The organism is Acinetobacter sp. BEC1-S18-ESBL-01 (assembly GCF_014169935.1).
Lineage (GTDB): Bacteria > Pseudomonadota > Gammaproteobacteria > Pseudomonadales > Moraxellaceae > Acinetobacter > Acinetobacter pittii.
On the sequence record NZ_AP022302.1, the window covers coordinates 3,863,263 to 3,884,371 of the forward strand.

The 21,109-nt window shown below is 40.6% G+C and carries 22 protein-coding genes; 13 read left to right on the top strand and 9 right to left on the bottom strand.

The genetic code is table 11. The annotated features are described in order from the left end of the window. Nucleotides 1-28: 28 nt before the first annotated feature. Complete coding sequence (gene murJ, locus H7R46_RS18350; RefSeq protein ID WP_170825815.1) at nucleotides 29-1,579, bottom strand: murein biosynthesis integral membrane protein MurJ; 1,551 nt, start codon at nucleotides 1,577-1,579, stop codon at nucleotides 29-31. Between the two features lie 72 nt (nucleotides 1,580-1,651). Further along, nucleotides 1,652-2,221, bottom strand: coding sequence for a 1,6-anhydro-N-acetylmuramyl-L-alanine amidase AmpD (ampD, locus tag H7R46_RS18355; protein WP_086260828.1), 570 nt, complete (start codon nucleotides 2,219-2,221; stop codon nucleotides 1,652-1,654). A 171-nt stretch (nucleotides 2,222-2,392) separates the two neighbouring features. On the opposite strand from ampD, the gene nadC reads away from it, so the two are divergent. Then, a complete protein-coding gene (nadC, locus tag H7R46_RS18360; RefSeq protein ID WP_032005758.1) occupies nucleotides 2,393-3,238 on the top strand; it encodes a carboxylating nicotinate-nucleotide diphosphorylase in 846 nt (281 codons plus the stop codon). Here the strand turns inward: nadC and H7R46_RS18365 are convergent. From H7R46_RS18365 to H7R46_RS18385, 6 genes are all read right to left on the bottom strand, one after another. Beyond that, complete coding sequence (locus H7R46_RS18365) at nucleotides 3,235-3,402, bottom strand: hypothetical protein (protein ID WP_000938939.1); 168 nt, start codon at nucleotides 3,400-3,402, stop codon at nucleotides 3,235-3,237. The genes nadC and H7R46_RS18365 overlap by 4 nt on opposite strands. Before the next feature lie 459 nt (nucleotides 3,403-3,861). Next, a complete protein-coding gene (locus H7R46_RS18370) occupies nucleotides 3,862-6,030 on the bottom strand; it encodes a phosphocholine-specific phospholipase C (protein ID WP_086260827.1) in 2,169 nt (722 codons plus the stop codon). Between the two features lie 20 nt (nucleotides 6,031-6,050). Next, on the bottom strand, nucleotides 6,051-6,185 hold the full coding sequence (locus H7R46_RS19435) for a hypothetical protein (protein ID WP_255787789.1): 135 nt from the start codon (nucleotides 6,183-6,185) through the stop codon (nucleotides 6,051-6,053). A gap of 133 nt (nucleotides 6,186-6,318) precedes the next feature. Then, entirely contained in the window at nucleotides 6,319-7,035 is a 717-nt protein-coding gene (rph, locus tag H7R46_RS18375) for a ribonuclease PH (RefSeq protein WP_002120794.1), read from the bottom strand. Nucleotides 7,036-7,194: 159 nt separating this feature from the next. Then, nucleotides 7,195-8,337: a fatty acid desaturase family protein gene (locus H7R46_RS18380; RefSeq protein ID WP_081312884.1), complete on the bottom strand. Its 1,143-nt coding sequence runs from the start codon at nucleotides 8,335-8,337 to the stop codon at nucleotides 7,195-7,197. A gap of 30 nt (nucleotides 8,338-8,367) precedes the next feature. Further along, a complete protein-coding gene (locus H7R46_RS18385) occupies nucleotides 8,368-9,393 on the bottom strand; it encodes a ferredoxin reductase (RefSeq protein WP_086260826.1) in 1,026 nt (341 codons plus the stop codon). 173 nt (nucleotides 9,394-9,566) lie between these two features. Between H7R46_RS18385 and H7R46_RS18390 the strand changes: the two genes are divergently transcribed. Together H7R46_RS18390 and H7R46_RS18395 are read left to right on the top strand one after the other, a co-directional pair. Then, nucleotides 9,567-10,205 carry a TetR family transcriptional regulator gene (locus tag H7R46_RS18390; protein ID WP_002120796.1) on the top strand — a complete coding sequence of 213 codons (639 nt, stop codon included), beginning with the start codon at nucleotides 9,567-9,569 and terminating at the stop codon, nucleotides 10,203-10,205. 138 nt (nucleotides 10,206-10,343) lie between these two features. Continuing rightward, entirely contained in the window at nucleotides 10,344-10,991 is a 648-nt protein-coding gene (locus H7R46_RS18395; protein ID WP_086260825.1) for a TetR/AcrR family transcriptional regulator, read from the top strand. Nucleotides 10,992-11,077: 86 nt separating this feature from the next. Here the strand turns inward: H7R46_RS18395 and H7R46_RS18400 are convergent, their stop codons facing one another. Then, entirely contained in the window at nucleotides 11,078-11,695 is a 618-nt protein-coding gene (locus tag H7R46_RS18400) for a thiol:disulfide interchange protein DsbA/DsbL (protein WP_005804825.1), read from the bottom strand. 180 nt (nucleotides 11,696-11,875) lie between these two features. On the opposite strand from H7R46_RS18400, the gene ubiG reads away from it, so the two are divergent. The 10 genes from ubiG (at nucleotide 11,876) to ssuC (ending at nucleotide 21,105) form a co-directional block, all read left to right on the top strand. Continuing rightward, nucleotides 11,876-12,589 carry a bifunctional 2-polyprenyl-6-hydroxyphenol methylase/3-demethylubiquinol 3-O-methyltransferase UbiG gene (gene ubiG / locus H7R46_RS18405; RefSeq protein ID WP_005804826.1) on the top strand — a complete coding sequence of 238 codons (714 nt, stop codon included), beginning with the start codon at nucleotides 11,876-11,878 and terminating at the stop codon, nucleotides 12,587-12,589. After that, nucleotides 12,586-13,287: an HAD family hydrolase gene (locus H7R46_RS18410; RefSeq protein ID WP_086260824.1), complete on the top strand. Its 702-nt coding sequence runs from the start codon at nucleotides 12,586-12,588 to the stop codon at nucleotides 13,285-13,287. The genes ubiG and H7R46_RS18410 overlap by 4 nt, the downstream gene beginning before the upstream one ends. A 68-nt stretch (nucleotides 13,288-13,355) precedes the next feature. After that, complete coding sequence (locus H7R46_RS18415) at nucleotides 13,356-14,102, top strand: YciK family oxidoreductase (RefSeq protein ID WP_002120710.1); 747 nt, start codon at nucleotides 13,356-13,358, stop codon at nucleotides 14,100-14,102. Nucleotides 14,103-14,317: 215 nt separating this feature from the next. Then, on the top strand, nucleotides 14,318-14,731 hold the full coding sequence (locus H7R46_RS18420) for an RcnB family protein (RefSeq protein WP_005071792.1): 414 nt from the start codon (nucleotides 14,318-14,320) through the stop codon (nucleotides 14,729-14,731). A gap of 212 nt (nucleotides 14,732-14,943) precedes the next feature. Continuing rightward, entirely contained in the window at nucleotides 14,944-15,273 is a 330-nt protein-coding gene (locus H7R46_RS18425) for an RcnB family protein (RefSeq protein ID WP_005804830.1), read from the top strand. A 120-nt stretch (nucleotides 15,274-15,393) separates the two neighbouring features. Next, entirely contained in the window at nucleotides 15,394-16,749 is a 1,356-nt protein-coding gene (gene argA, locus H7R46_RS18430) for an amino-acid N-acetyltransferase (protein WP_016802669.1), read from the top strand. A 335-nt stretch (nucleotides 16,750-17,084) separates the two neighbouring features. Then, complete coding sequence (locus H7R46_RS18435; RefSeq protein WP_032052800.1) at nucleotides 17,085-18,053, top strand: sulfonate ABC transporter substrate-binding protein; 969 nt, start codon at nucleotides 17,085-17,087, stop codon at nucleotides 18,051-18,053. A 72-nt stretch (nucleotides 18,054-18,125) separates the two neighbouring features. Beyond that, the gene (locus H7R46_RS18440; protein WP_086260823.1) at nucleotides 18,126-19,109 is read left to right on the top strand and encodes a sulfonate ABC transporter substrate-binding protein; all 984 of its coding nucleotides are present in this window, start codon (nucleotides 18,126-18,128) and stop codon (nucleotides 19,107-19,109) included. Between the two features lie 26 nt (nucleotides 19,110-19,135). Continuing rightward, nucleotides 19,136-20,311, top strand: a complete 1,176-nt coding sequence (gene ssuD / locus H7R46_RS18445) for an FMNH2-dependent alkanesulfonate monooxygenase (RefSeq protein ID WP_005071784.1) — start codon at nucleotides 19,136-19,138, stop codon at nucleotides 20,309-20,311. Continuing rightward, complete coding sequence (gene ssuC, locus H7R46_RS18450) at nucleotides 20,308-21,105, top strand: aliphatic sulfonate ABC transporter permease SsuC (protein WP_002120785.1); 798 nt, start codon at nucleotides 20,308-20,310, stop codon at nucleotides 21,103-21,105. Before ssuD ends, ssuC begins: the two co-directional genes overlap by 4 nt. The last annotated feature ends 4 nt before the right edge of the window (nucleotides 21,106-21,109 follow it).

Sequence of the window (21,109 nt, forward strand, 5' to 3'; positions counted from 1 at the left end):
CGATCATTTAAGATCGCTTTTTTTATTTTTAGTGTTTTAAATCTCTAGGTCGAAAACCCGTAAAGATTAAACCGATCAGGTAAGCAATGATTCCAACTACGCATAGCCCTACGACTTCGGCAACACGTAACCACTGTGAAAGCTCTCCGTTATACCAATTGAGCCCAAACCAAAGCGCTGCAATCATGGCAAGGTTCGCTAAACCATATTGAAGTCCTAATTTCTTCCAATGCGGACCAAATCGGAAAATATTACGCTTATGCAAATAGAAGTAGAGTAAACCAGCATTTACTAACGCTGAACCTGAAGATGCTAGTGCAAGTGCCATATGTTCTGCATGCCAATCAATAAGCTTAAAGAAACCAATAAATACAACGTTTAAAATTGCATTAGCTGCGACCGACATTAAGCCTACGCGCACTGGTGTTTTTGTGTCTTGTTGTGCATAGAAACCAGGTGCAAATACTTTAATAAGCATGAAAGAAATTACACCAGCACTCATACATTGCAATGCTAGAGCTGTCATTTGTGTATCACGTAGATCAAACTCACCACGCTGGAATAATGCTTGAATAATCGGTGTTGAAAGCATAAATAAAGCAATACTTGCCGGCAACCCTACCAATACAATGACTTTTGCAGCCCAGTCGATCATGCCGCGGAACTTTGCTTGATCCTGCTCTGCATGACGGGCAGAAAGCGAAGGCAAAATTACTGTACCAATCGCAACCCCAATTAAACCTAAAGGTAGCTCAGTCATGCGTTCAGCACTGTAGAGCCAAGACACTGAACCATCTTGCATGAATGATGCCCAAATCGTATTTAACAGTAGGTTAATCTGAGTCACAGATACACCAAATAATGCTGGAAGCATTAATTTTAAAATACGCTCTACACCCTCATGTTTAAAATCAACTTTAGGTGGAATCAGTAGGTTTTTACGCCACAATTCAGGAATTTGTATTGCTAACTGTAATACCCCAGCCGCAACAACTGACCAGCCTAATGCTTTGATTGGCTCAGCCATATACGGCGTAAGCCACCACGCTCCTGCGATCATCGCTACATTTAACAAAACTGGTGAAAAAGCTGGTGAAGCAAATGAGCCATAACTATTTAAGATGCTGCTAGCAAAAGCCGTGAGCGACATAAACATTAGATATGGAATAGTCAAACGGAACATGCTGACGGCTAAATCGAACTTTTCTGGATCACTGTGGAAGCCCGGTGCGTACATATAGATGATTGCAGGTGCTAAAACCATAGCCACAAAAGTGAGTAAGGTCATAACTGTTAGCAAACAGCCAAATACCCGACTAATTAAAATCTGTACTTCAGCGTGTGCTCGACCCGTTTTATATTCAGTTAAGACTGGGATAAAGGCCTGAGAAAAGGCGCCTTCGGCAAATAGTCGTCGAAAGAAGTTGGGAATACGAAAAGCGACGACGAAGGTATCAAAATCTTTACCTGCACCAAACACGTTGAGCAATACGACGTCACGCACGAGCCCTAACACTCGTGACAACATCGTCATTGCACTGACAATAAAAGTCGATCGCCACAATGCCATCGCACTCACCTACAGCTATATTCGAAAGACGCTATTGTAATGAAACTAGAAAATCTTTTCGTTGTGAAATGATGAATGAACTCAAGTTTTTTTCTGTGCTAACAGTTGTCTAAAGTGTTGCCATTTAAAATAAGGCCCCGGATCGGTTTTTCGGCTCGGTGCAATGTCTGAATGCCCTGCAATATGGTTTTTAATTTCAGGATAAGCCTGACGGATAGTGGTAACAACGTCAGTTAGCACTTCATATTGTACGTCTTCAAAAGGTAAATCATCACTTCCTTCAAGTTCTATACCAATTGAATAATCGTTGCATTCTACTTTGGCTAAATAACTTGAACGCCCTGCATGCCATGCTCTCTCGTTAAAGTTAACAAACTGTAGAACTTCACCTGTTCGTAAAATTAACAGATGTGTAGAAACTTGCATGCCTTCAATAGTCTGAAAATAAGGATGAACTGACCAATCTAACTTGTTTTGAAAAAACTGCTCAATATAGCCACCTCCAAATTGAGACGGCGGCAAACTAATATTATGAACCACAATCATTTGAATTTCGGTGCCAGTCGGACGCTGGTTAAAATTTGGAGAAGGGATTTGTCTCGCCCCTTTTAATTGTCCATCTATAACTTCATACGGTGTGATTTGCTTCATTGAGACGCCAATAAATTGCTTGCCAATTGTTTTAGTTTAAAACAGTTATGCGCTTTTCAAAGCAGTAAATGCGATTGTTTATCGCGATTAATCTCATAAAATAGCTTATTTTTCAGGTCGACGATGCTAATATATCGCAAGTTTTAGGGTCATCGACAAAATGGAAACCGTATGAGCATACCTCAGTCTTTGCTTGAACAATCAATTCAAATCAATATTCAACAAGCATTACAAGAAGATATTGGGGACGGTGACATTACCGCTATGCTCACACCTGAAGATGAGCAAGCCACGGCAACCATTATTAGCCGCGAAGATATGGTCTTAGCTGGACAACCGTGGGTTAATGCGCTCATCTCAGCTTATGACAATACTGTTCAGGTGACTTGGCTAAAACAAGAAGGTGAACGTGTTGCTGCAAACGAAGCCTTTTTAAAGCTTGCTGGTTCTGCACGTAGCTTACTGACTGTAGAGCGCCCTGCTTTAAACTTTATTCAAACTTTGTCTGCTGTTGCAACAAAAACTGCTGAATATGTTCAACATCTTGAAGGTTTAAATACAAAACTTCTCGATACACGTAAAACTCTACCAGGCTTACGTATTGCACAAAAATATGCGGTTGCTATCGGGGGCGGACAAAACCATCGTCTTGGCTTATTTGATGCGTTCTTAATTAAAGAAAACCATATTATGGCAGCGGGTGGTATTGCTCAAGCAATCACCAAAGCACATCAAATTGCACCGGGCAAACCTGTTGAAGTCGAAGTTGAAACTTGGGATGAATTAAACCAAGCACTTGAAGCTGGGGCGGACATTGTCATGCTCGATAACTTCAGTCAACAGCAAATGATTGATGCCGTAAAACATGTGGCGGGCCGCTGTAAACTCGAAGCATCTGGCAATATCACTATTGAAAACTTGCGTGAAGTTGCCACCACTGGCGTTGACTATATTTCTATGGGCGTCCTAACTAAAGACGTTAGAGCTGTTGATTTATCTATGCGTTTTAATGCTTAGATAAAATCTGCGTCATTATTGGTATTTTTTTGCGACTTGGTCATGTCTGCCGCTTGTGTTTTTTGCCACGCTGACTGAGTCGCTTGTGCCCCACTATCGCGTGGATCGGCAGCCATTAGAACAAATGTCACTACTGCTAATAATACAATAAAACCTTGTAGCATAAATTTTCCCCATTACTTTAAAAATTCAGGGTTTCAAGGTAAAAGATAAATATGACCAGGCTTAGGAGATTCTGTTACAAAAGGTAAGTCTTTATTTTTATTATTCATCTATAAAGCAGAATGTGACCTTTAAAAATTTTATAGAATGGTCAAACCTAATATTTATGGCAGTCACAGGTGCCATCCTTTAGTTATATTTCCCAACATTAGATTGTGCGAGATGTCATCTACAACCTGCCCAAAATCTATGAATATATTGTTTTTGCAATAAATTAGATATATGCAGAAAGAGAACAGGTTTTGTAGATGACAAATGCTTTTGGTTACTTTGGGCGAAACCAAAGTAACAAATTAGCTACTTCCACTGGATGAATAAACGATAAGACTCCGTCGTGATAGCTAATTTAAAATAATTATCAATCTAAGACTTCAGCTTAATCGTTCATCTATTACAGCAACTTAAGACTCTACATAACCCATATACGGATCAGAAATTGAATCCTCTTGAGTTTCTATACGTCCTGCAAAACGACGACTAAACGTAGCGTCATCAGCTAAGGTCACCGTGAAATCATACCAACCACCAAATTCAGACATATCCCAAACCAGTTCTTTTTCAGAACTATTGGTTTCAATAGTCCATGTCTTGTTTGGAAGATAAGCATTTGCTTTGACTGAGAGCTTGACTGACTTATTACCATCATGACGCACTTTTAAATACAAATTCGCATCACACTCTTCCACACACACTCTAATTTCCGGTAATGCTTGAGTTTGGTTAACTTGACTCAAATCGCCTTTAAACGCGCGATGGAACCCATTTGGTCCAAGCACCCACAAATCGTACTGCCCATTTGTAGCATTCCATATATCATCGAGCTGTTTACCCGCCTCAACCATATAACGACGTGGAATTGCTGTTAGATCTAGTCGGTTATAGACATGGAAAACGGCTGCTTGTTTACCTGTATTAGAGAACATCAGCTTAATCGTTTTTTGAGTGGTATCGACTTTGGCACTGGTGTGCAAAATATATGGCAAAGCACGTGATGGCCTAATTCCCATTTCCTGCTGAGGAAATTGCTGCTGGCTCGGAACAGGAACTTGTGGCAATAAAGCTTGGGCAACACGAATCGCATCAGCTTCGGCTTTAGTTTTCTTCCCATCTAGTTCAGCAACAGGTAGAAGGTTCGGTGTTTTAAAATTAAATGCCGTCGTTAAATCACCACATACAGCACGGCGGTAAGGGCTAATGTTAGGTTCTTGCACACCAAAGCGTTTTTCCAAGAACTGTAAAATAGAGGTATGGTCAAAGACTTGAGAATTTACCCATCCTCCACGGCTCCACGGCGAAATCACATACATTGGAACGCGTACGCCTGGTCCATACACTCGACCATCTGGCTTAGGTTGAGATTTTGAAGTCGCTACTGCTGGATGGTTAAAGTACTCATAAGACACTTGCTGATCGTTTAAAGTCGTTTTTCCATATACAACACCATTTACATCTTTAGACGGTGCACTTGGTGAAGGGGCATGGTCAAAGAAACCGTCATTTTCATCGAAATTCACCAATAAAACGGTTTGGCTCCACAGCTCAGGGTTTTCAGTTAATGCATTTAATACTTCCTGAATATACCAAGCGCCTTGTACAGGACTAGATGGCCCCGGATGTTCACTGTAAGTTGCAGGAGCAACTAACCAACTCACTTGCGGTAATTTACCTTGTGCAATATCAGCTTTAAAAGTTCCTAAAAAACCACCGTCCGGCATGGTATTGGCAATACCTTTGTAAAGTGGTTGAGTCGCATCAATCTTTTCATCGTATGCTGGACACGTTAGCGTGTCGTTACTGACAGGTTGACCAGATTGCTCATTTGCACGGCGATACTGTTTGAAACCAGCTAACGGGTTATCGGTAAAGTTATCTGGCATATTTTGATAAACTTTCCATGTTACGCCAGCTTGCTGTAAGCGCTCAGGATACGTCGTCCATTCATAACCTTCTGTTGATGCCCCAATCCCATCAAATTCATTTACAACACTCGCGACACCTGCACCTGTAGGACCATTCGTTCCAGTCCAAATAAACTTACGGTTTGGGTTGGTCCCTGCATGCATGGCACAATGGTAAGCATCACAAATGGTAAAAGCATTCGCTAAAGCAAACTGATATTCGACTTCTTGTTTTTTATAGTAGCCCATCGACTGTGGTTTTTTATAAGCGACCCAATCACTCATACGGCCATTGTCCCAAGCTGCTTGGCCATCAGACCATGAGTGAGGTGTACCTGAAACACGCTGAGCATTTCCTAAACGACTATCTAAATGGTAAGGCAATACCTTCTTTTTATTCGCATCATATTGTTCCCAAACCTTTCGGCTTTCCGTCATTGGAATCGTAAAACGATCACCAAAACCACGTACACCTTTTAATGTTCCGAAATAATTATCGAAAGAACGGTTTTCCTGAGTCAAAATCACGATGTGTTTAACATCTTGAATAGTTCCACTTTCAACTTTGGCATCAATAGCTAAGGCTTTTTGAATACTCAGCGGGAAACTCGCTAAAGCAGCGGTCCCAAACATGGTTTTTGTAGAGTTTAAAAGAAATTCGCGACGATTCATTAGTTCTATCCTAGTTCTTATTATGGTGCACAGTGCATTTTGCAATTACTGGTGGGCGGTGTTGTTGGCGATGAATTATCTGAGTCGTTATCATCGTTACAAGCACTGAGCATGAGTGCTAAAGAGGTAATTAATAAAAGTGAAAGTTTTCGCATTGGTTTTTTCCAAACGGTTTAAATGCGAACTACTAATAAAGCGTAAAAGTGACAAGCAAGTGATGTTTTTATGTCGGTTTGATGAAGGCATAAAAAAACGCATCCGAAGATGCGTTTTTCAGAAAGCGTAAAATTACCAGCCTAAAGCTTCTTGTTGCTTTTTAATGAGCTCGGCAATTCCTTTTTCAGCCATTTCTAACATGGCATTGCTTTGAGCGCGGGTAAACGGTTTATCTTCGGCAGTACCTTGAATTTCGATAAACTCGCCAGCTTGTGTCATTACTACATTTAAGTCAGTTTGACAGTTCGAGTCTTCTTCATAGCAAAGATCAAGCAACACTTCATCTTGATACATACCGACAGAAATCGCAGCAACTAACCCTTTAAGCGGATCATGCTTAATTTTCTTTTGAGACAATAAAACGTTCATCGCATCAACCAATGCTACAGCAGCACCAGTGATTGAAGCAGTACGCGTACCACCATCAGCCTGAATCACGTCACAGTCGATGGTAATCGTGTTTTCACCAAGCTTTTTCAAATCAACCATCGCACGTAAGCTACGGCCAATCAAACGTTGGATTTCTTGAGTACGACCAGTTTGTTTACCACGAGCCGCTTCACGGTCACAACGTGAATGTGTTGAACGCGGTAGCATGCCATATTCTGCCGTTACCCAGCCTTGGCCTTGGCCTTTTAAAAAGCGTGGCACTGAGTTATCAATGCTTGCAGTACAAAGGACTTTGGTGTGACCAAATTCGACCAGCACAGAACCTTCAGCATAACGGGTGTAGTTTCGTGTAATTTTCACTTCACGTAATTGGTCTAATGCACGTTGGTCAATACGCATAATCCTTCCTAACTTCTCTTAAATACAAACTTGGGCATAGTATAGCAAAGGATTTTGACAGGTTGAGTTTATTCCCTACTTTCAAATGTAAGTCTGCAAGTTTCATAACTCAAAAATAAAAATAGCCCCTAAAAAAGAGCTATTTTTAATTAACTGAGATTACGCAAATTTGAATTTTGCTTTTAACTTTTCTAATGTCTGCATTACTTTTCCAGTGGTATGGTTTGGCAGTGAACATTTCGCTAAACGTACCCATACACTCCAGAACTGGCGCATAAAGTTCGCCTCGTTGTAGTTAATGCCGTATTCTGCACAGAGTGCCTTAATCTTTGGCGCTACTTCTTTATAGCGGTTAGCTGGCATATCTGGAAATAAATGGTGTTCAATTTGATGGCTTAAGTTACCACTCATAAAATGCAGCCATTCTGTACCACTAAAGTTACTTGAACCACGAATCTGGCGTAAGTACCACTCGGCCTTAGTTTCGGTATCAGTATTATCAGGCTCAAACGTTTCTGCATCTTCAGTAAAGTGACCATTAAAAATCACCGCAGATGACCACAAGTTACGAATAATATTCGCAACTACATTTCCTGCAAAAACTGGTAAAAACATAGGGCCAGAGATCACAGGGAAAAACACATAGTCTTTTAAAACTTGGCGTGTGGCTTTTTTACGGACTTTAGCCGAATCTTTCCAAACCTGTTTCCAGCTCTTGGTTTTATAAACTAATGCATCTTCAAGATGTAAGTTTTGCACGCCTACATACCACTCAAAGAAAAACATTAACTGTAGACCTAGAGGAATATTAAACAGGTGGCGGGGTTCCCACTTCTGTTGATCACTTACTCGCAAAATACCATAACCGACATCATGGTCTTTACCGACAATATTGGTATAGGTGTGGTGCACATAGTTATGTGTTTCACGCCAGTCATCACCAGAGGCAATGGTATCCCAATCGTAAGTATTACCGTTCAGGCTTGGTTCATTTAACCAGTCAAACTGACCGTGCATGACGTTATGACCAAGTTCCATATTTTCTACAATTTTAGAAATACCTAATAAGCCTGTGCCTAGTAGCCAGACTGGCGGAATCCAACCACCAAACATCAACATGCCACGTGAAGCGATTTCGGTATATCGAACAAAATCACGTACTTTGTAGATATATTTTGCATCTTGCTCACCAAGACTTTGCATAACGTCTTGACGAATCTGCTCAACACGGCGGCCAAACTCTTCAGTCTGTTCAGGTGTTAAATGAGCAGATTTAGAAACAGTAGAAAATTCTAATGCCATATTCATAGGGTTAATCCTCTTTAATTCTTTTTATAGATCAATTGTGACTGGGCTTAATGCCTGGCTCACGCATAGTTTAATTGGGCGGTTCGGTTGATCTTCAATTTCACCAGTTAACAGGTTTTGAGTAACTCCGCTTACCTTGGTACAGCTGCATTTATTACAGACACCCATACGGCAACCATGTTGTGGGCGTAAACCAGCTTGCTCTGCACTGCTCAGTAAATTTGTTTCAGCTAAAAACTCGTGTTGAGCACGGCGGAAAATAACAGGCTGTGCTGCATGTGTACCAGTCACTTGAAGTGGCTGAAAATACTCTTGATGAAGCTGCGACTGAGCACCTTTTTGTGCATAAATTTCATTGGCTTGCTGCATCATGCCATGATGACCACAAACATAAGTTGCTGTCTGCTCGAAATCTGGAACCAGCTTTTGCAGTAAACTTTCAGTTAAATGCTGCTTTTGCTCGGTGGTATTAAAAAAATGATATTGAAGCTGTGGGTACTGTTCTGCCAAAGCTTTTAATTCGGCATGAAAAATTTCCGCACGATTAAAATAAATGACATGAATTTGTTCAAGTTGCTGTTTTAAAGCTTGCTGCAAGAGTGAATAAATTGCAGTTATACCGCTTCCTGACGCAATCAAAATCGCAGGATGCTGACCTTGGTGCAAAATAAAATCACCTTGTGGTTGTGAAATCTCAACACACTCACCCACATGTAATAGTTGAGCTGCACGAGACACCAAACCTTGTACTTTAATACCTAAAGCGATTTCACCCTGAGTAGTCACTTCAATAATTGAATAACTACGCTGTTGGTAAACGCCATCGATGAGCAAAGTCAGCAGAATACTTTGACCTGCGCGGACCTGATCGAAATTAAAATTACGATTCGGTTTAAGTCTAATGAGCACCATATCGGTATGAAGTGGCTGAACTACAGTAACTTCTGCAAGTACCCTTTTCCACGCCCAAGTCACGTTAATTTTCTGCAAGACAAAATCAACGAAATCTTCTCGAACCCAATGTGGCTGATAGCTAAGTGTTGCGTTCATACGTTCCTCTTTTGTTTCTGGCTATTTATTTGAGTGAACACATGTTCGTATAGTGAACATATGTACACTATATTTATAACTGTTCACTCAGTCAACACTTGTTCACTATTTTTTTTATGAAAGTTTGCTCTTTTTTGTTAGACTTTGGCTCATGGTTTAAATAGGTTCTTTTAATGTCGATACGGGATGAACGAAAACAGCAAAGTCGTCAGGCACTTCTCGATGCAGCCTTGCATCTAAGCACGTCTGGGCGTTCGTTCAGTAGTATCAGTTTGCGTGAAGTTGCACGTGAAGTAGGTTTAGTACCGACAGCGTTCTACCGCCATTTTCAGGACATGGATGAACTCGGCAAAGAACTGGTCGATCAAGTTGCCCTACATTTAAAAAGTGTTTTACATCAACTTGGTCAAAGTTATTTACAACATAAATCTGCTAAAACCCAAACCAGTATTGAGCTATTTGTGCAGGCGGTGAATCATAGCCCTAAGCAATGGCAATTTATGATTGCTGAACGTTGGGGAGGCTCAGAAACAGTCCGTGCAGCAATTGCCAGAGAAATTGAATTTCTGATTGAAGATCTAACAACTGATCTTACTAAACTCGAAAATTTTAAACATATTCAAAATCCTCAAGACCTAAATGTCTTATCTACCATTTTGACTAATATGTCATTTACATGGGCAATGACGTGGCTCAACCTATCGAAACAATATCAAGGTGAACAGCTCAAGCTGCAACAAACTGCCTTTATTGAAAATGCCTCTACACAAGTTCGCTTACTCTTTAGAGGGATTGCAAACTGGGAACGATAGAAGCGGCAAATGACAAAAAACAGGTTATGTGGTAATACGTAAAGAGAGAAAGAAAAAGGCTAAAAATTTCGAGAAAAGTCTTTTTCTTTTTTACAGGAAGTAAACTATTAGTTAGGCCAAACTGGTGTGGGAATACCTATGAATCTTGATCGTCATACACAGTTTTTGATGCGTAAAGAAAAAATTCTGAGCGTGGCAGAAAAGTTGTTATTAGAAAACAATCAGGAAATTACTCTAGATGAGTTAGTGGCCGAGCTAGATATTGCTAAAGGCACCCTTTATAAGCATTTTAGAAGTAAAAATGAGCTTCTACTTGAGCTCATTATTCAAAATGAAAAGCAAATTTTAGAAATTTCTAAAAAATATAATACAGATTTCAAAGAGTATGCTCCTCATTACATGCTTCACCATTTGCTTGCACCAGGGAAAACGATTCTATTGCATCAACTTGAAGAAAATCTGACGATGACAGAGTCTAAGTTGAAGAATCTTTTCGAAGAGCTTTATGAAATTCGCCAACAGCGTATTTTGGCAATTAAAGATATTACTGAAAATTATTTAAAATCATTGAATTATGATATGTCGATTCGTGACTATTTGTCTTATATCTGGTCACTGACTTATGGTGCATCACTGCTTTTAAATTCTACGTATTACCAGCGTTCGATTGGTTCTCGCCAAAAATTAATTAATTTATATATTAATCAGGCATTATCACTGCCGACTCAAACAGCTAATTTTGATGTTTTAAATTTTCAGATTGAAGATGAAAATCAGCAAAATTAATTGAATTATTTCGTGATAATTAACGATAAATTAAATATAAAAATGGGCTTCACATGAAGCCCATTTTGAAGTAAAGCCTAAACAACTTATTTTGCTTTACGTTCTTTCTCAATTAAATAATTAAGAACTTGAGTAACTTTACCATCTTCACCCTGCACAACATATTTACCATTCACGACAACTGCAGGTACGCCTGTTAATTGGTACTGTTGAGCAAGTTTATTTGACTCGGCAACTTTCGCAGTTACTGCAAACGAGTTGTAAGTACTATTAAATTTCTGCTCAGGTACACCATAACGAGTAAAGAATTTCGCAGCAGAAGCTTGATCAAAAATTTGTTGACCGTTCACCTGAATCGCATGGAATAGTGGTAAATGCGTGCGTTTACGTACACCTAATGCCTCAGATGTATAATACGTACGCGCCCCTTGTTCCCACATTTTATTCATTGCAGCAGGTGTACGTACAAAACGTACATCTTTAGGAATCTGTTTTAACCACGTTTGCATATGCGGTTCAAGTTTAAAACAGTGTGGACATCCATACCAAAAGAACTCTCGAACTTCGATTTTCCCCGGAACTTCCACTTTGCCTGGATTGGCAATCACGGTGTAGTCTTTACCAGCAACAAAATCTGCTGCCATTGCACCACCCGATACGGCCATAATTGCTGCACTCAAACCACCCAAAACCAATTTTTTCATTGCTACAGCTTTTCCTCTAAGTTGTTATGCATTAGCTTATGCCCTAAATATAAAACAAATATGCTAAATTCGTTTTGCTTCTGTGAAGTTTTTTATTGGGTTTATCGCTTTTTTCCCAATAATCGCTACACTAACGGCGAACTACATCCAAAAAGATAACTCAAGTTTAGAGGTAGCACCATGTCGCAATTGAATGTTGATTTACAGGAAATCGCAAAGTTTGAAGCACTTGCTGCCAAATGGTGGGATCAACATTCTGAATTTCGCCCACTTCACCAGATCAATCCACTACGTCTTAACTGGATTGATGAACGTGCAGGCGGTCTCGCTGGTAAAAAAGTACTTGATGTCGGCTGTGGTGGCGGTATCTTGGCCGAAAGCATGGCACGTCGTGGCGCAGATGTATTAGGTATCGATATGGGTGAAGCACCTCTAGCTGTCGGCCGTTTACATGCTCAGCAAGAAAATGTTCAAAATATTGAATATCGTCAAATTCCTGTAGAGGAATTAGCACAAGAACAGGCTGGTCAATATGACGTGGTGACTTGTATGGAAATGATGGAACACGTTCCAGATCCAGCATCTATTGTAAAAGCTTGTCAGGCTCTGGTTAAACCGGGCGGCCATGTATTCTTCTCGACCATTAACCGTAACCCAAAATCTTATTTATTTGCCATTATTGGTGCAGAGTACGTCCTACGCATGTTGCCAAAAGGTACGCATGATTATCATAAATTTATTCGACCATCTGAAATGGCACATGATATTCGTAATGCAGGTCTTACGTTAAAAGAAATGACTGGACTACATTACAACCCACTGACCAAGCATTACTGGTTAGCGCCAAATGTTGACGTTAACTATATGGTGCATACGATTAATACAGGTGCATGATGAAAGCTGTTTTATTTGATTTAGACGGTACGCTTATCGATACAGCTGCGGATTTCATTCGTATTATTCAGCAAATGTGCCGTGATGCAAGACGTCCTGTTGTAGAAGCCGATCTTATTCGCACTCAGGTGTCTGAAGGTGCACGTGCGATGGTGAAATTGGTCTATCCAGAGCTGGATGTGGCCAATCCAATTTTCTTGGCACATCGTCAAAACTTTTTAGATCTGTACGGCAATAATATTGTGGTTGATACAGATCTGTTTGACGGCATGTATCCACTCTTAGAAGAGTTAGAAGCTGCACAAATCCCGTGGGGAATTGTGACCAACAAACCACGCGGATTAAGTGAATCTCTTTTAGAAAAGTTAAATCTAACAGAACGCTGTGCGGTTCTGGTATGCCCTGAAGATGTCAGTAAAACCAAACCAGATCCTGAACCAATGTATTTGGCCGCTAAACAATTAAACATCCCAGCAGATCAAATTATTTATGTAGGCGACCACCCACGTGATATTGATGCTGGTCGCAATGCCGACATGTATACCATCTTGGCAGCTTATGGCTATTTACCTATCGAACACCGTGATGATTTAGCATCATGGCAGGCCGATTCGATTGTAAATACAGTGACAGAATTACACGATATGTTACGTCAAAAGCTTCCTGCTCTACAGGAAAATCAGCGTATGATAAGTTAACGTCAGAGTTTTATAGACTTTTTTAACGGCTATTTGTTTTATCAATATAAAAAGAAGGAGGTTTACCAATGAAATATTCAGAATACCAACCTCGTCCGGATCTACTCAAAGATCGAATTATTTTAATTACCGGTGCTGGTGATGGAATTGGGCGAGCTGCGGCTCTAAGTTATGCCCTACATGGTGCAACCGTTGTCCTACATGGTAGAACCTTAAATAAACTTGAAGTTATTTATGATGAAATTGAGAGTCTAGGTGCACCGCAACCTGCGATTTTACCACTACAGCTTTCAAGTGCCTCTGACCGTGATTACGACTTTTTAGTCGATACGCTCGAAAAGCAGTTTGGGCGTCTAGACGGTATTTTGCATAATGCGGGTATTTTAGGTGAACGTGTAGAGCTAGCACATTACCCTACAGAAGTATGGGATGACGTGATGGCAGTTAACCTACGTGCTCCGTTTGCCCTCACTCAAGCTCTATTACCACTTTTGCAAAAGTCAGAAAACGCCTCTGTCGTATTTACCAGCTCAGGTGTAGGCCGTGAAGCACGAGCTTTATGGGGCGCATATTCTGTCTCCAAAATTGCAATTGAAGCAGTGAGTAAAATTTTTGCAGCGGAAAATACTTATCCAAATATTCGCTTTAATTGCATTAACCCAGGCGCAACACGTACTGCAATGCGTGCGAAAGCCTACCCACAAGAAGATCCGAAGACACTACCTACACCTGAGTCAATCTTGCCTGCTTACCTCTATTTAATGGGTGAAGACAGCTTGGCACTCAATGGTCAAAGTATTGATGCACAGGATTAAAAAGTTAAAGATGAAAAGCTAAATTAAATTACGGCCAATCATCAAATCTGGCTTGCCTATACCTGAAAAGATATACAAGCCTTTTTTATTATTGATAAAAACCCTTGATCTATCCGTAATTTTAATTGAACCATTAAATGATCTTCACAGTTTCTCTGCATTTTGCGCGTAGAGTATTCAACATGAGAGACATCAGATGTAAACGAGGATGCATCATGAAAAAGTTGTTCACCATCTTAGCCCTTTGCATAACCGTACTAACCACCAGTATGGCGAGCTTTGCTGATCCTCCTTTTGACCGAGGCCATGGCCCCAAAGGTCCTAAAGGTGGAGGTCCACGTGGTGAGTGGAATGATCGTGGGCCAGGATTTGGACGTGATCATGATGATGATCGTATCCGTGACGAACGCCGTATGCGCGAAGAGCGTGGCTTTGAACGCTTAAAACAACATCGCTGGCAGCCTGGCTATGTTATGCCACAGCACTATCGTGGTAATGGCTATAAAGTCGACTATAAAGACAGTAACTTGCCAAAACCAGGCCGTAATCAGCAGTGGTATAAAATCAACAATGACTATATTTTAGTCGACACAGATTCTAATAGCATTGTGAGTATTCGTGGTTTTTAAGGCGATAGACCCTCGCTATCGCTGAATAAAAAGGATAAAGCCTCTCGGTTTTATCCTTTTTTATTTTTTATATTCTTAAATGATGAATTTTCTTAATTTCTTCTTATTTCATAGAGAGTTTTCACATTTATTCTTCTTGGCCTCCACGATTTATCTGCAATTGTTCACTAATCTTTAATTATTGAAATTCAGCTCATCATTCGAGGTTTACAATGAAAAAATTAACAACAGCGATTGTTCTTTCTCTTAGTGGTTTAGTTGCAACAACAGCCATGGCAGCACCAAACGATCATAATCATCATGGCAATTACCAAAACCATGAAGTAAAAACAGTTAAAGTGATTAAAAAAGATGATCATCACAATGCATGGCGAGTAGGTCAGGTTGTACCGCATGAGTATCGACATTCACGTTACGTGATCGACTATCGTCAACATCAAAAATTGACTAAACCAGGTCGTTACCAAAAATGGTATAAAGTGAATGGTAATTATGTACTGGTGAATGAACAAAGTCATAAAATCATTAGAGTGGTTTACTAATTTAAAACTTTTTAAGCACCCAAATTTCAATTTGGGTGTTTTTTTATCTAAAACATGCGGCTTTAATCTTTTTTGTTTAGAATCATCTTTATATCTTTTTGCTGTTGATTCGAGATCGGTATGTCAAGTAAGCCTGTAAGTAAGTCACATAATAACACCCAGCATTATGTACACTGGTTTCGACACTCAGCACCCTACATTAATGCTCACCGCGATAAAACTTTTGTATTGATGTTTGGTGGTGAAGCAGTCCGTCATCCTAATTTCGAACATATCATTCACGACATTGCTTTATTGCATTCTCTTGGTATTCGCTTAATTCTCGTGTACGGCGCACGTCCGCAAATTAATCAAAATCTTAAAGAAAAAGGAATCGAAACTCCTTTTTATGACAACAGCCGTATTACCACACGTGAATCTTTAAGCTGTGTCATGAGTGCTGTAGGTTCTATTCGCCTAGAAATCGAAGCATTGCTTTCTATGGGCTTAGCAAACTCGCCAATGTACGGCGCTCGCATAGATGTGGTATCAGGTAATTTTGTGACTGCCAAGCCTTATGGCATTCGTGATGGCATGGATTTCCAGCTTACAGGTGAAGTTCGTTCTATTGATACAGATGCGATTGATCGACACCTCGATAATCATAATATTGTACTGCTAGGGCCAACAGGTTACTCCACTACAGGTGAGGTGTTTAACTTGCGAGCAGAAGAAGTTGCGACCAAAACTGCAACTTATTTAAAAGCAGATAAACTCATTTTTCTAGGTGAGCAACAAGGATTGCTGAATGAAGATGAGCAAATATTACGTGAATTAAGCCCACATCAACTGGACTACTATATTCAACAATACCAAACCATTAGCCCAACACTCACCTTGCATTTGCAACAGGCAAAAAAAGCATCTTTATCAGGCGTACACCGCGTTCATCTTATTTCTTATGCCTATGATGGCGCCCTTCTCGAAGAGTTATTTACTCGAGATGGTATCGGTACCATGATTACCGATGCGCATTATGAAGAAGTTCGCATGGCCAACATTCAAGATGTGGGCGGTTTAATGAATTTATTACGTCCATTAGAAGAAGAAGGTATCTTAGTTTATCGTTCGCGTGAACGTTTAGAGCAAGAGATTAGCCAGTTCGCTGTTATTGAGCGCGATGGTACGATTCTAGCGTGTGCTGCACTTTATCCAATTCCAACCGAATTTAATGAAACACGTTCAGCAGAAATTGCCTGCGTCGCAGTACACCCAAGTTATCGTAAATCGAACCGTGGTAGCCAGATTTTGCAATTCCTTGAAGAAAAGGCAAAAGAACAAGGTATTCGTCAATTATTTGTTTTAACCACCCGTACCGCCCACTGGTTCTTAGAGCACGGTTTCCATCAGGTGAGTGTTGATGACTTACCAAATGCTCGTCAGGCACTCTATAACTATCAAAGAAATTCTTTAGTCTTTAAGAAACTGCTTCCTTAGCCTTTGCTAATTTTAAGATATTCTTATTTCAGATAAGCTTAGTTCAAAAAGTACAACCGTAAACACGATTAATTTATGGTTGTACTTTTTTTAAATCTAAATTTTTTAAGGTTTTAATATTTTTTATTTTATTTACATCAACTTAATCAAAATTCATTAAATATATTTCTAATAGATAAATCTTTTTTTCGCATAAGTTTATAGCCTATTGTGTTTAGCTTTTTTTTGCATAAATAAAGACCGAATACTTATTTTTTCTGAAATAAAAATCCATTTAGGGTATCTGCTCATCCAATTATTTTTTTCTTTTTCTCTTTCGGGGAGCACGAAATCTCATGGCACTTTTCAACACCACTTCATGGGCAAAATATTCAGTCATCGCGGCCAGCCTTGCAGGAGTGATGATGTTAAGTGGTTGTGCCAAAAAAGAGGAACAAGCCACCACAACCTTAAATATCGGCTATCAAAAATATGGGATTCTTCCTATTTTAAAGGCTCGTGGTGACTTAGAAAAAGCATTAAAAGAACAAGGCGTGCAAGTGAAATGGGTTGAGTTCCCTGCTGGCCCTCAATTGCTTGAAGGCTTAAACGTAGGAAGTGTTTCACTCGGTGAAGCAGGTGAAGCACCACCGATCTTTGCTCAGGCTGCCAATCCAAATTTAGTCTATGTCGCAAACCAACCTGCTGCGCCAAAAGCTGAAGCACTATTGGTACAAAAAGACTCTCCAATCCAATCTATTAAAGATTTAAAAGGCAAACGTGTTGCTCTTAACAAAGGCTCGAATGTTCATTACCTATTGTTAAAAGTTTTAGAAGCCAACAACTTAAGCTTAAGTGATATTCAACCAGTTTATTTACCGCCATCAGACGCTCGTGCTGCCTTTGAAAAAGGTGCTGTCGATGCATGGGTGATTTGGGACCCGTTCTTTGCAGCAGCTGAACATCAAATTCAGGCCCGAGTTTTAGCAACAGGCGAAAACTTGGTGAGTAATCATCAGTTCTATTTAGCTGACCGTAAATTTGCAGAAAATAATCCGAAAGTACTCAACACTGTTGTACAGACACTTAACCAGACCACTGAGTGGGTAAGTTCACATCAGGATGAAGCTGCCAAATTACTCGAAAAACCTACCGCACTTGAGTTTGATGTACTCAAAACTTCCATTTCACGTATGGGTTTTGGAGTTCAGCCAATCTCTGACAAGGTGGCACAAGAACAACAACAAGTAGCTAATGCTTTTTATGCGCAAAAGCTCATTCCTAACAAGCTCACCATTCAAGATGCCATTTTAAAACTGAAATAAACCCAGCTTGGGCACGGCTTAAATAATCATATAAATGCTGTGCCTGACCTCAAGGGGAACAAGGATATCAATATGCAACATCAGTCATTATTTATTAAGAGTCAGTGGACACAATTAATTAAGCGCCTCAGTGCAGTCACTGTATTAGGCTTAACAATCGCAGCGCCAGCTTGGGCAATTGACCCAACTGTCAAAGAACTTCGTATTGGTTTTCAAAAAAGCTCGATTAACTTTGCAATTGCCAAACAGCAAAAGCTATTTGAGCAAGAATTCCCAAATGCCAAAGTTACTTGGAATGAGTTCCCTGCCGGTCCACAAATTTTAGAAGCTTTGGCTGTCGGTTCGCTTGATGTAGGCGTTACTGGAGATACACCTCCTGTCTATGCTCAAGCGGCTGGAAAGCCTTTATATTACATTGCTTATGAAGCTGCTAAGCCATTGGCATCGGCAATTTTAGTTCCAAAAAACTCGCAACTAAAACAGCTTAAAGACCTTAAAGGCAAACGCATTGCGCTGCAAAAAGGTTCAAGCTCACATTACTTACTTGTACAAGCCGTACGTAAAGCAGGCCTAAACTGGAGCGATATTACCCCCATCTGGCTTACCCCTGCCGATGCTCGCGCAGCATTTCAAAAAGGTGCCGTTGATGCATGGGCAATTTGGGATCCTTACTTCGCTTCAGCACAACTAGAAGACCAAGCTCGTGTTCTTGCATCGGGTAAAGGCTTAAGCCCGAACTATACATTTTATTTAGCAGCTCCAAATTTTGTTAAACAACATCCGAAAGCTGTTTCAGGGCTCATCAAACAAATCAATCAAGCCGATAAATGGGTTCAAAGCCATCAAGCAGAAACGGCAGGTGCGATTGGTCAAAGTACAGGTCTTAAACCTGCAACCAGTGATTTATTTATTAAACGCCGTCCGCGCCCCTCATCGGCAGCTCCACTCAGCAGCAAAGTGATTGCTGAGCAGCAGCAACTCGCAGACATTTTTACTCAACAAGGCATCATTCCAAAGCCAATCAGCATTAAACAAGCTGTTTGGGGTGCCAAGTAATTTCAATAGACATATAGGTAATGCACATGAAAATTTTCTGGTTTATTCCTACCCACGGTGATAGTCGCTATTTAGGTACAAGTAAAGGCGCTCGTCAGGTTGACCATGCCTATATGAAGCAAATTGCTGTGGCAGTAGATAATTTAGGTTACGAAGGTGTACTTATTCCAACAGGTCGTTCATGTGAAGATCCTTGGATTACGGCGGCTAGCCTAATTGATGCAACTCAACACCTTAAATTTTTAGTTGCATTACGACCAGGGGTAACAACACCAGCTTTGGCAGCACGTATGGCTGCAACGTTTGACCGTTTGTCGAATGGCCGTGTGTTACTCAACTTAGTGACTGGCGGTGATGAGGCTGAATTACGCGGAGATGGTTTATATGAAGATCACTCAACGCGTTATCAAACTGCCAATGAATATGTAAAAATTTGGCGTGAAATTTTGACGCGTTCACATACGGGTGAAGCTTTTACATTCCACGGTGAACGCTTACAAGTGGATGATGCAAAACTACTTTACCCACCTGTTCAAAAGCCTTATCCACCACTTTGGTTTGGTGGTTCTTCAGACGTCGCTGTCGATTTGGCTGCTGAGCAAGTAGACACTTACCTCACTTGGGGTGAACCACCAGAGGCAGTTAAACAAAAGATCGAACATGTTCGTGCTAAAGCTGAGGCTAAAGGCCGCAAATTAACTTATGGCATTCGCTTACATGTGATTGTTCGTGAAACCAACGAACAAGCTTGGGCAGCAGCGAACGAGCTTATCCAATATCTTGATGATGCGACTATTGCTGCGGCACAGAAAAAATTTGCACAAATGGACTCTGTAGGCCAACAACGTATGGCGGCTCTCCATGGTGGTAATCGAGACAAACTAGAAGTATCTCCAAACCTTTGGGCGGGTATTGGTTTAGTTCGTGGTGGTGCAGGTACAGCACTTGTAGGCGATCCTGAAACAGTTGCTGCTCGTATTCAGGAATATGCTGATTTAGGTATTGATACTTTCATTTTCTCAGGCTATCCACACCTTGAAGAATCAATTCGTTTTGCAGAGTTAGTATTCCCGTTATTACCAATTGAAACTCGCGCTAAACTTGCTCAGCCAAATTTAACCGGTCCATTCGGTGAAATTATTGCCAACAATTATGTTCCAGACGAGAAGAAGCAAAATAGTTCCGTCAAGGAGCCTGCATGAGCAAAGCTGAAAGTGTTGTTTCACGTGGAACAAAACAAATTGGGCAGCGTTTGCTGCCTTGGATTTTCCCTATTCTTCTATTGGTTGTTTGGCAAATTGCCTCAAGTTCGGGTCTTTTAGAAAGCCGTATTTTACCCGCACCTACTGCTGTAGTTTCCGCTTTTTGGCATCTACTGGTGAGTGGCGAACTCTGGCAGCACGTTAAAGTCAGTGCTGGTCGTGCACTGCTTGGCCTTCTGATAGGCGGCGGTTTAGGTTTGTTATTAGGCCTACTCAACGGGTCTTCGCGTTTCGCCTCTACCCTGCTCGATACGACCTTACAAATGATTCGTAACATCCCAGCCTTAGCACTTATCCCACTCGTCATCTTGTGGTTCGGTATTGATGAAACAGCGAAATTATTTTTAGTCGCAGTAGGTGTTTTCTTCCCGATTTATATTAATACCTATCACGGTATTCGATCAGTTGACCCTCAATTGATTGAGATGGGTAAAAGCTACGGACTTTCACGTTGGCAGCTCTACAAAGAAATTATTTTGCCAGGTGCGATGCCTTCTATTTTAGTTGGTCTACGCTTTGCTTTGGGTTTGGTTTGGGTATTACTCATTGTTGCTGAAACCATTTCAGCTCAAGCAGGTATCGGTTATATGACCATGAATGCACGTGAGTTTTTACAAACGGATGTAGTTCTGGTTGGTATTCTTCTGTACGCCTTACTAGGCAAACTGGCAGATGTTTTAGCACAGCTTTTGGAACGCTATTTACTACGTTGGCACTCTGGATATCAGAAATAAGGGA

Bases quoted from the DNA above. Each gene is read 5' to 3' on its own strand.
- ampD (WP_086260828.1), bottom strand. From the start codon at position 2,221: ATGAAGCAAATCACACCGTATGAAGTTATAGATGGACAATTAAAAGGG.
- nadC (WP_032005758.1), top strand. From the start codon at position 2,393: ATGAGCATACCTCAGTCTTTGCTTGAACAATCAATTCAAATCAATATT.
- H7R46_RS18365 (WP_000938939.1), bottom strand. From the start codon at position 3,402: ATGCTACAAGGTTTTATTGTATTATTAGCAGTAGTGACATTTGTTCTA.
- H7R46_RS18370 (WP_086260827.1), bottom strand. From the start codon at position 6,030: ATGAATCGTCGCGAATTTCTTTTAAACTCTACAAAAACCATGTTTGGG.
- H7R46_RS19435 (WP_255787789.1), bottom strand. From the start codon at position 6,185: ATGCGAAAACTTTCACTTTTATTAATTACCTCTTTAGCACTCATGCTC.
- rph (WP_002120794.1), bottom strand. From the start codon at position 7,035: ATGCGTATTGACCAACGTGCATTAGACCAATTACGTGAAGTGAAAATT.
- H7R46_RS18380 (WP_081312884.1), bottom strand. From the start codon at position 8,337: ATGGCATTAGAATTTTCTACTGTTTCTAAATCTGCTCATTTAACACCT.
- H7R46_RS18385 (WP_086260826.1), bottom strand. From the start codon at position 9,393: ATGAACGCAACACTTAGCTATCAGCCACATTGGGTTCGAGAAGATTTC.
- H7R46_RS18390 (WP_002120796.1), top strand. From the start codon at position 9,567: ATGTCGATACGGGATGAACGAAAACAGCAAAGTCGTCAGGCACTTCTC.
- H7R46_RS18395 (WP_086260825.1), top strand. From the start codon at position 10,344: ATGAATCTTGATCGTCATACACAGTTTTTGATGCGTAAAGAAAAAATT.
- H7R46_RS18400 (WP_005804825.1), bottom strand. From the start codon at position 11,695: ATGAAAAAATTGGTTTTGGGTGGTTTGAGTGCAGCAATTATGGCCGTA.
- ubiG (WP_005804826.1), top strand. From the start codon at position 11,876: ATGTCGCAATTGAATGTTGATTTACAGGAAATCGCAAAGTTTGAAGCA.
- H7R46_RS18410 (WP_086260824.1), top strand. From the start codon at position 12,586: ATGATGAAAGCTGTTTTATTTGATTTAGACGGTACGCTTATCGATACA.
- H7R46_RS18415 (WP_002120710.1), top strand. From the start codon at position 13,356: ATGAAATATTCAGAATACCAACCTCGTCCGGATCTACTCAAAGATCGA.
- H7R46_RS18420 (WP_005071792.1), top strand. From the start codon at position 14,318: ATGAAAAAGTTGTTCACCATCTTAGCCCTTTGCATAACCGTACTAACC.
- H7R46_RS18425 (WP_005804830.1), top strand. From the start codon at position 14,944: ATGAAAAAATTAACAACAGCGATTGTTCTTTCTCTTAGTGGTTTAGTT.
- argA (WP_016802669.1), top strand. From the start codon at position 15,394: ATGTCAAGTAAGCCTGTAAGTAAGTCACATAATAACACCCAGCATTAT.
- H7R46_RS18435 (WP_032052800.1), top strand. From the start codon at position 17,085: ATGGCACTTTTCAACACCACTTCATGGGCAAAATATTCAGTCATCGCG.
- H7R46_RS18440 (WP_086260823.1), top strand. From the start codon at position 18,126: ATGCAACATCAGTCATTATTTATTAAGAGTCAGTGGACACAATTAATT.
- ssuD (WP_005071784.1), top strand. From the start codon at position 19,136: ATGAAAATTTTCTGGTTTATTCCTACCCACGGTGATAGTCGCTATTTA.
- ssuC (WP_002120785.1), top strand. From the start codon at position 20,308: ATGAGCAAAGCTGAAAGTGTTGTTTCACGTGGAACAAAACAAATTGGG.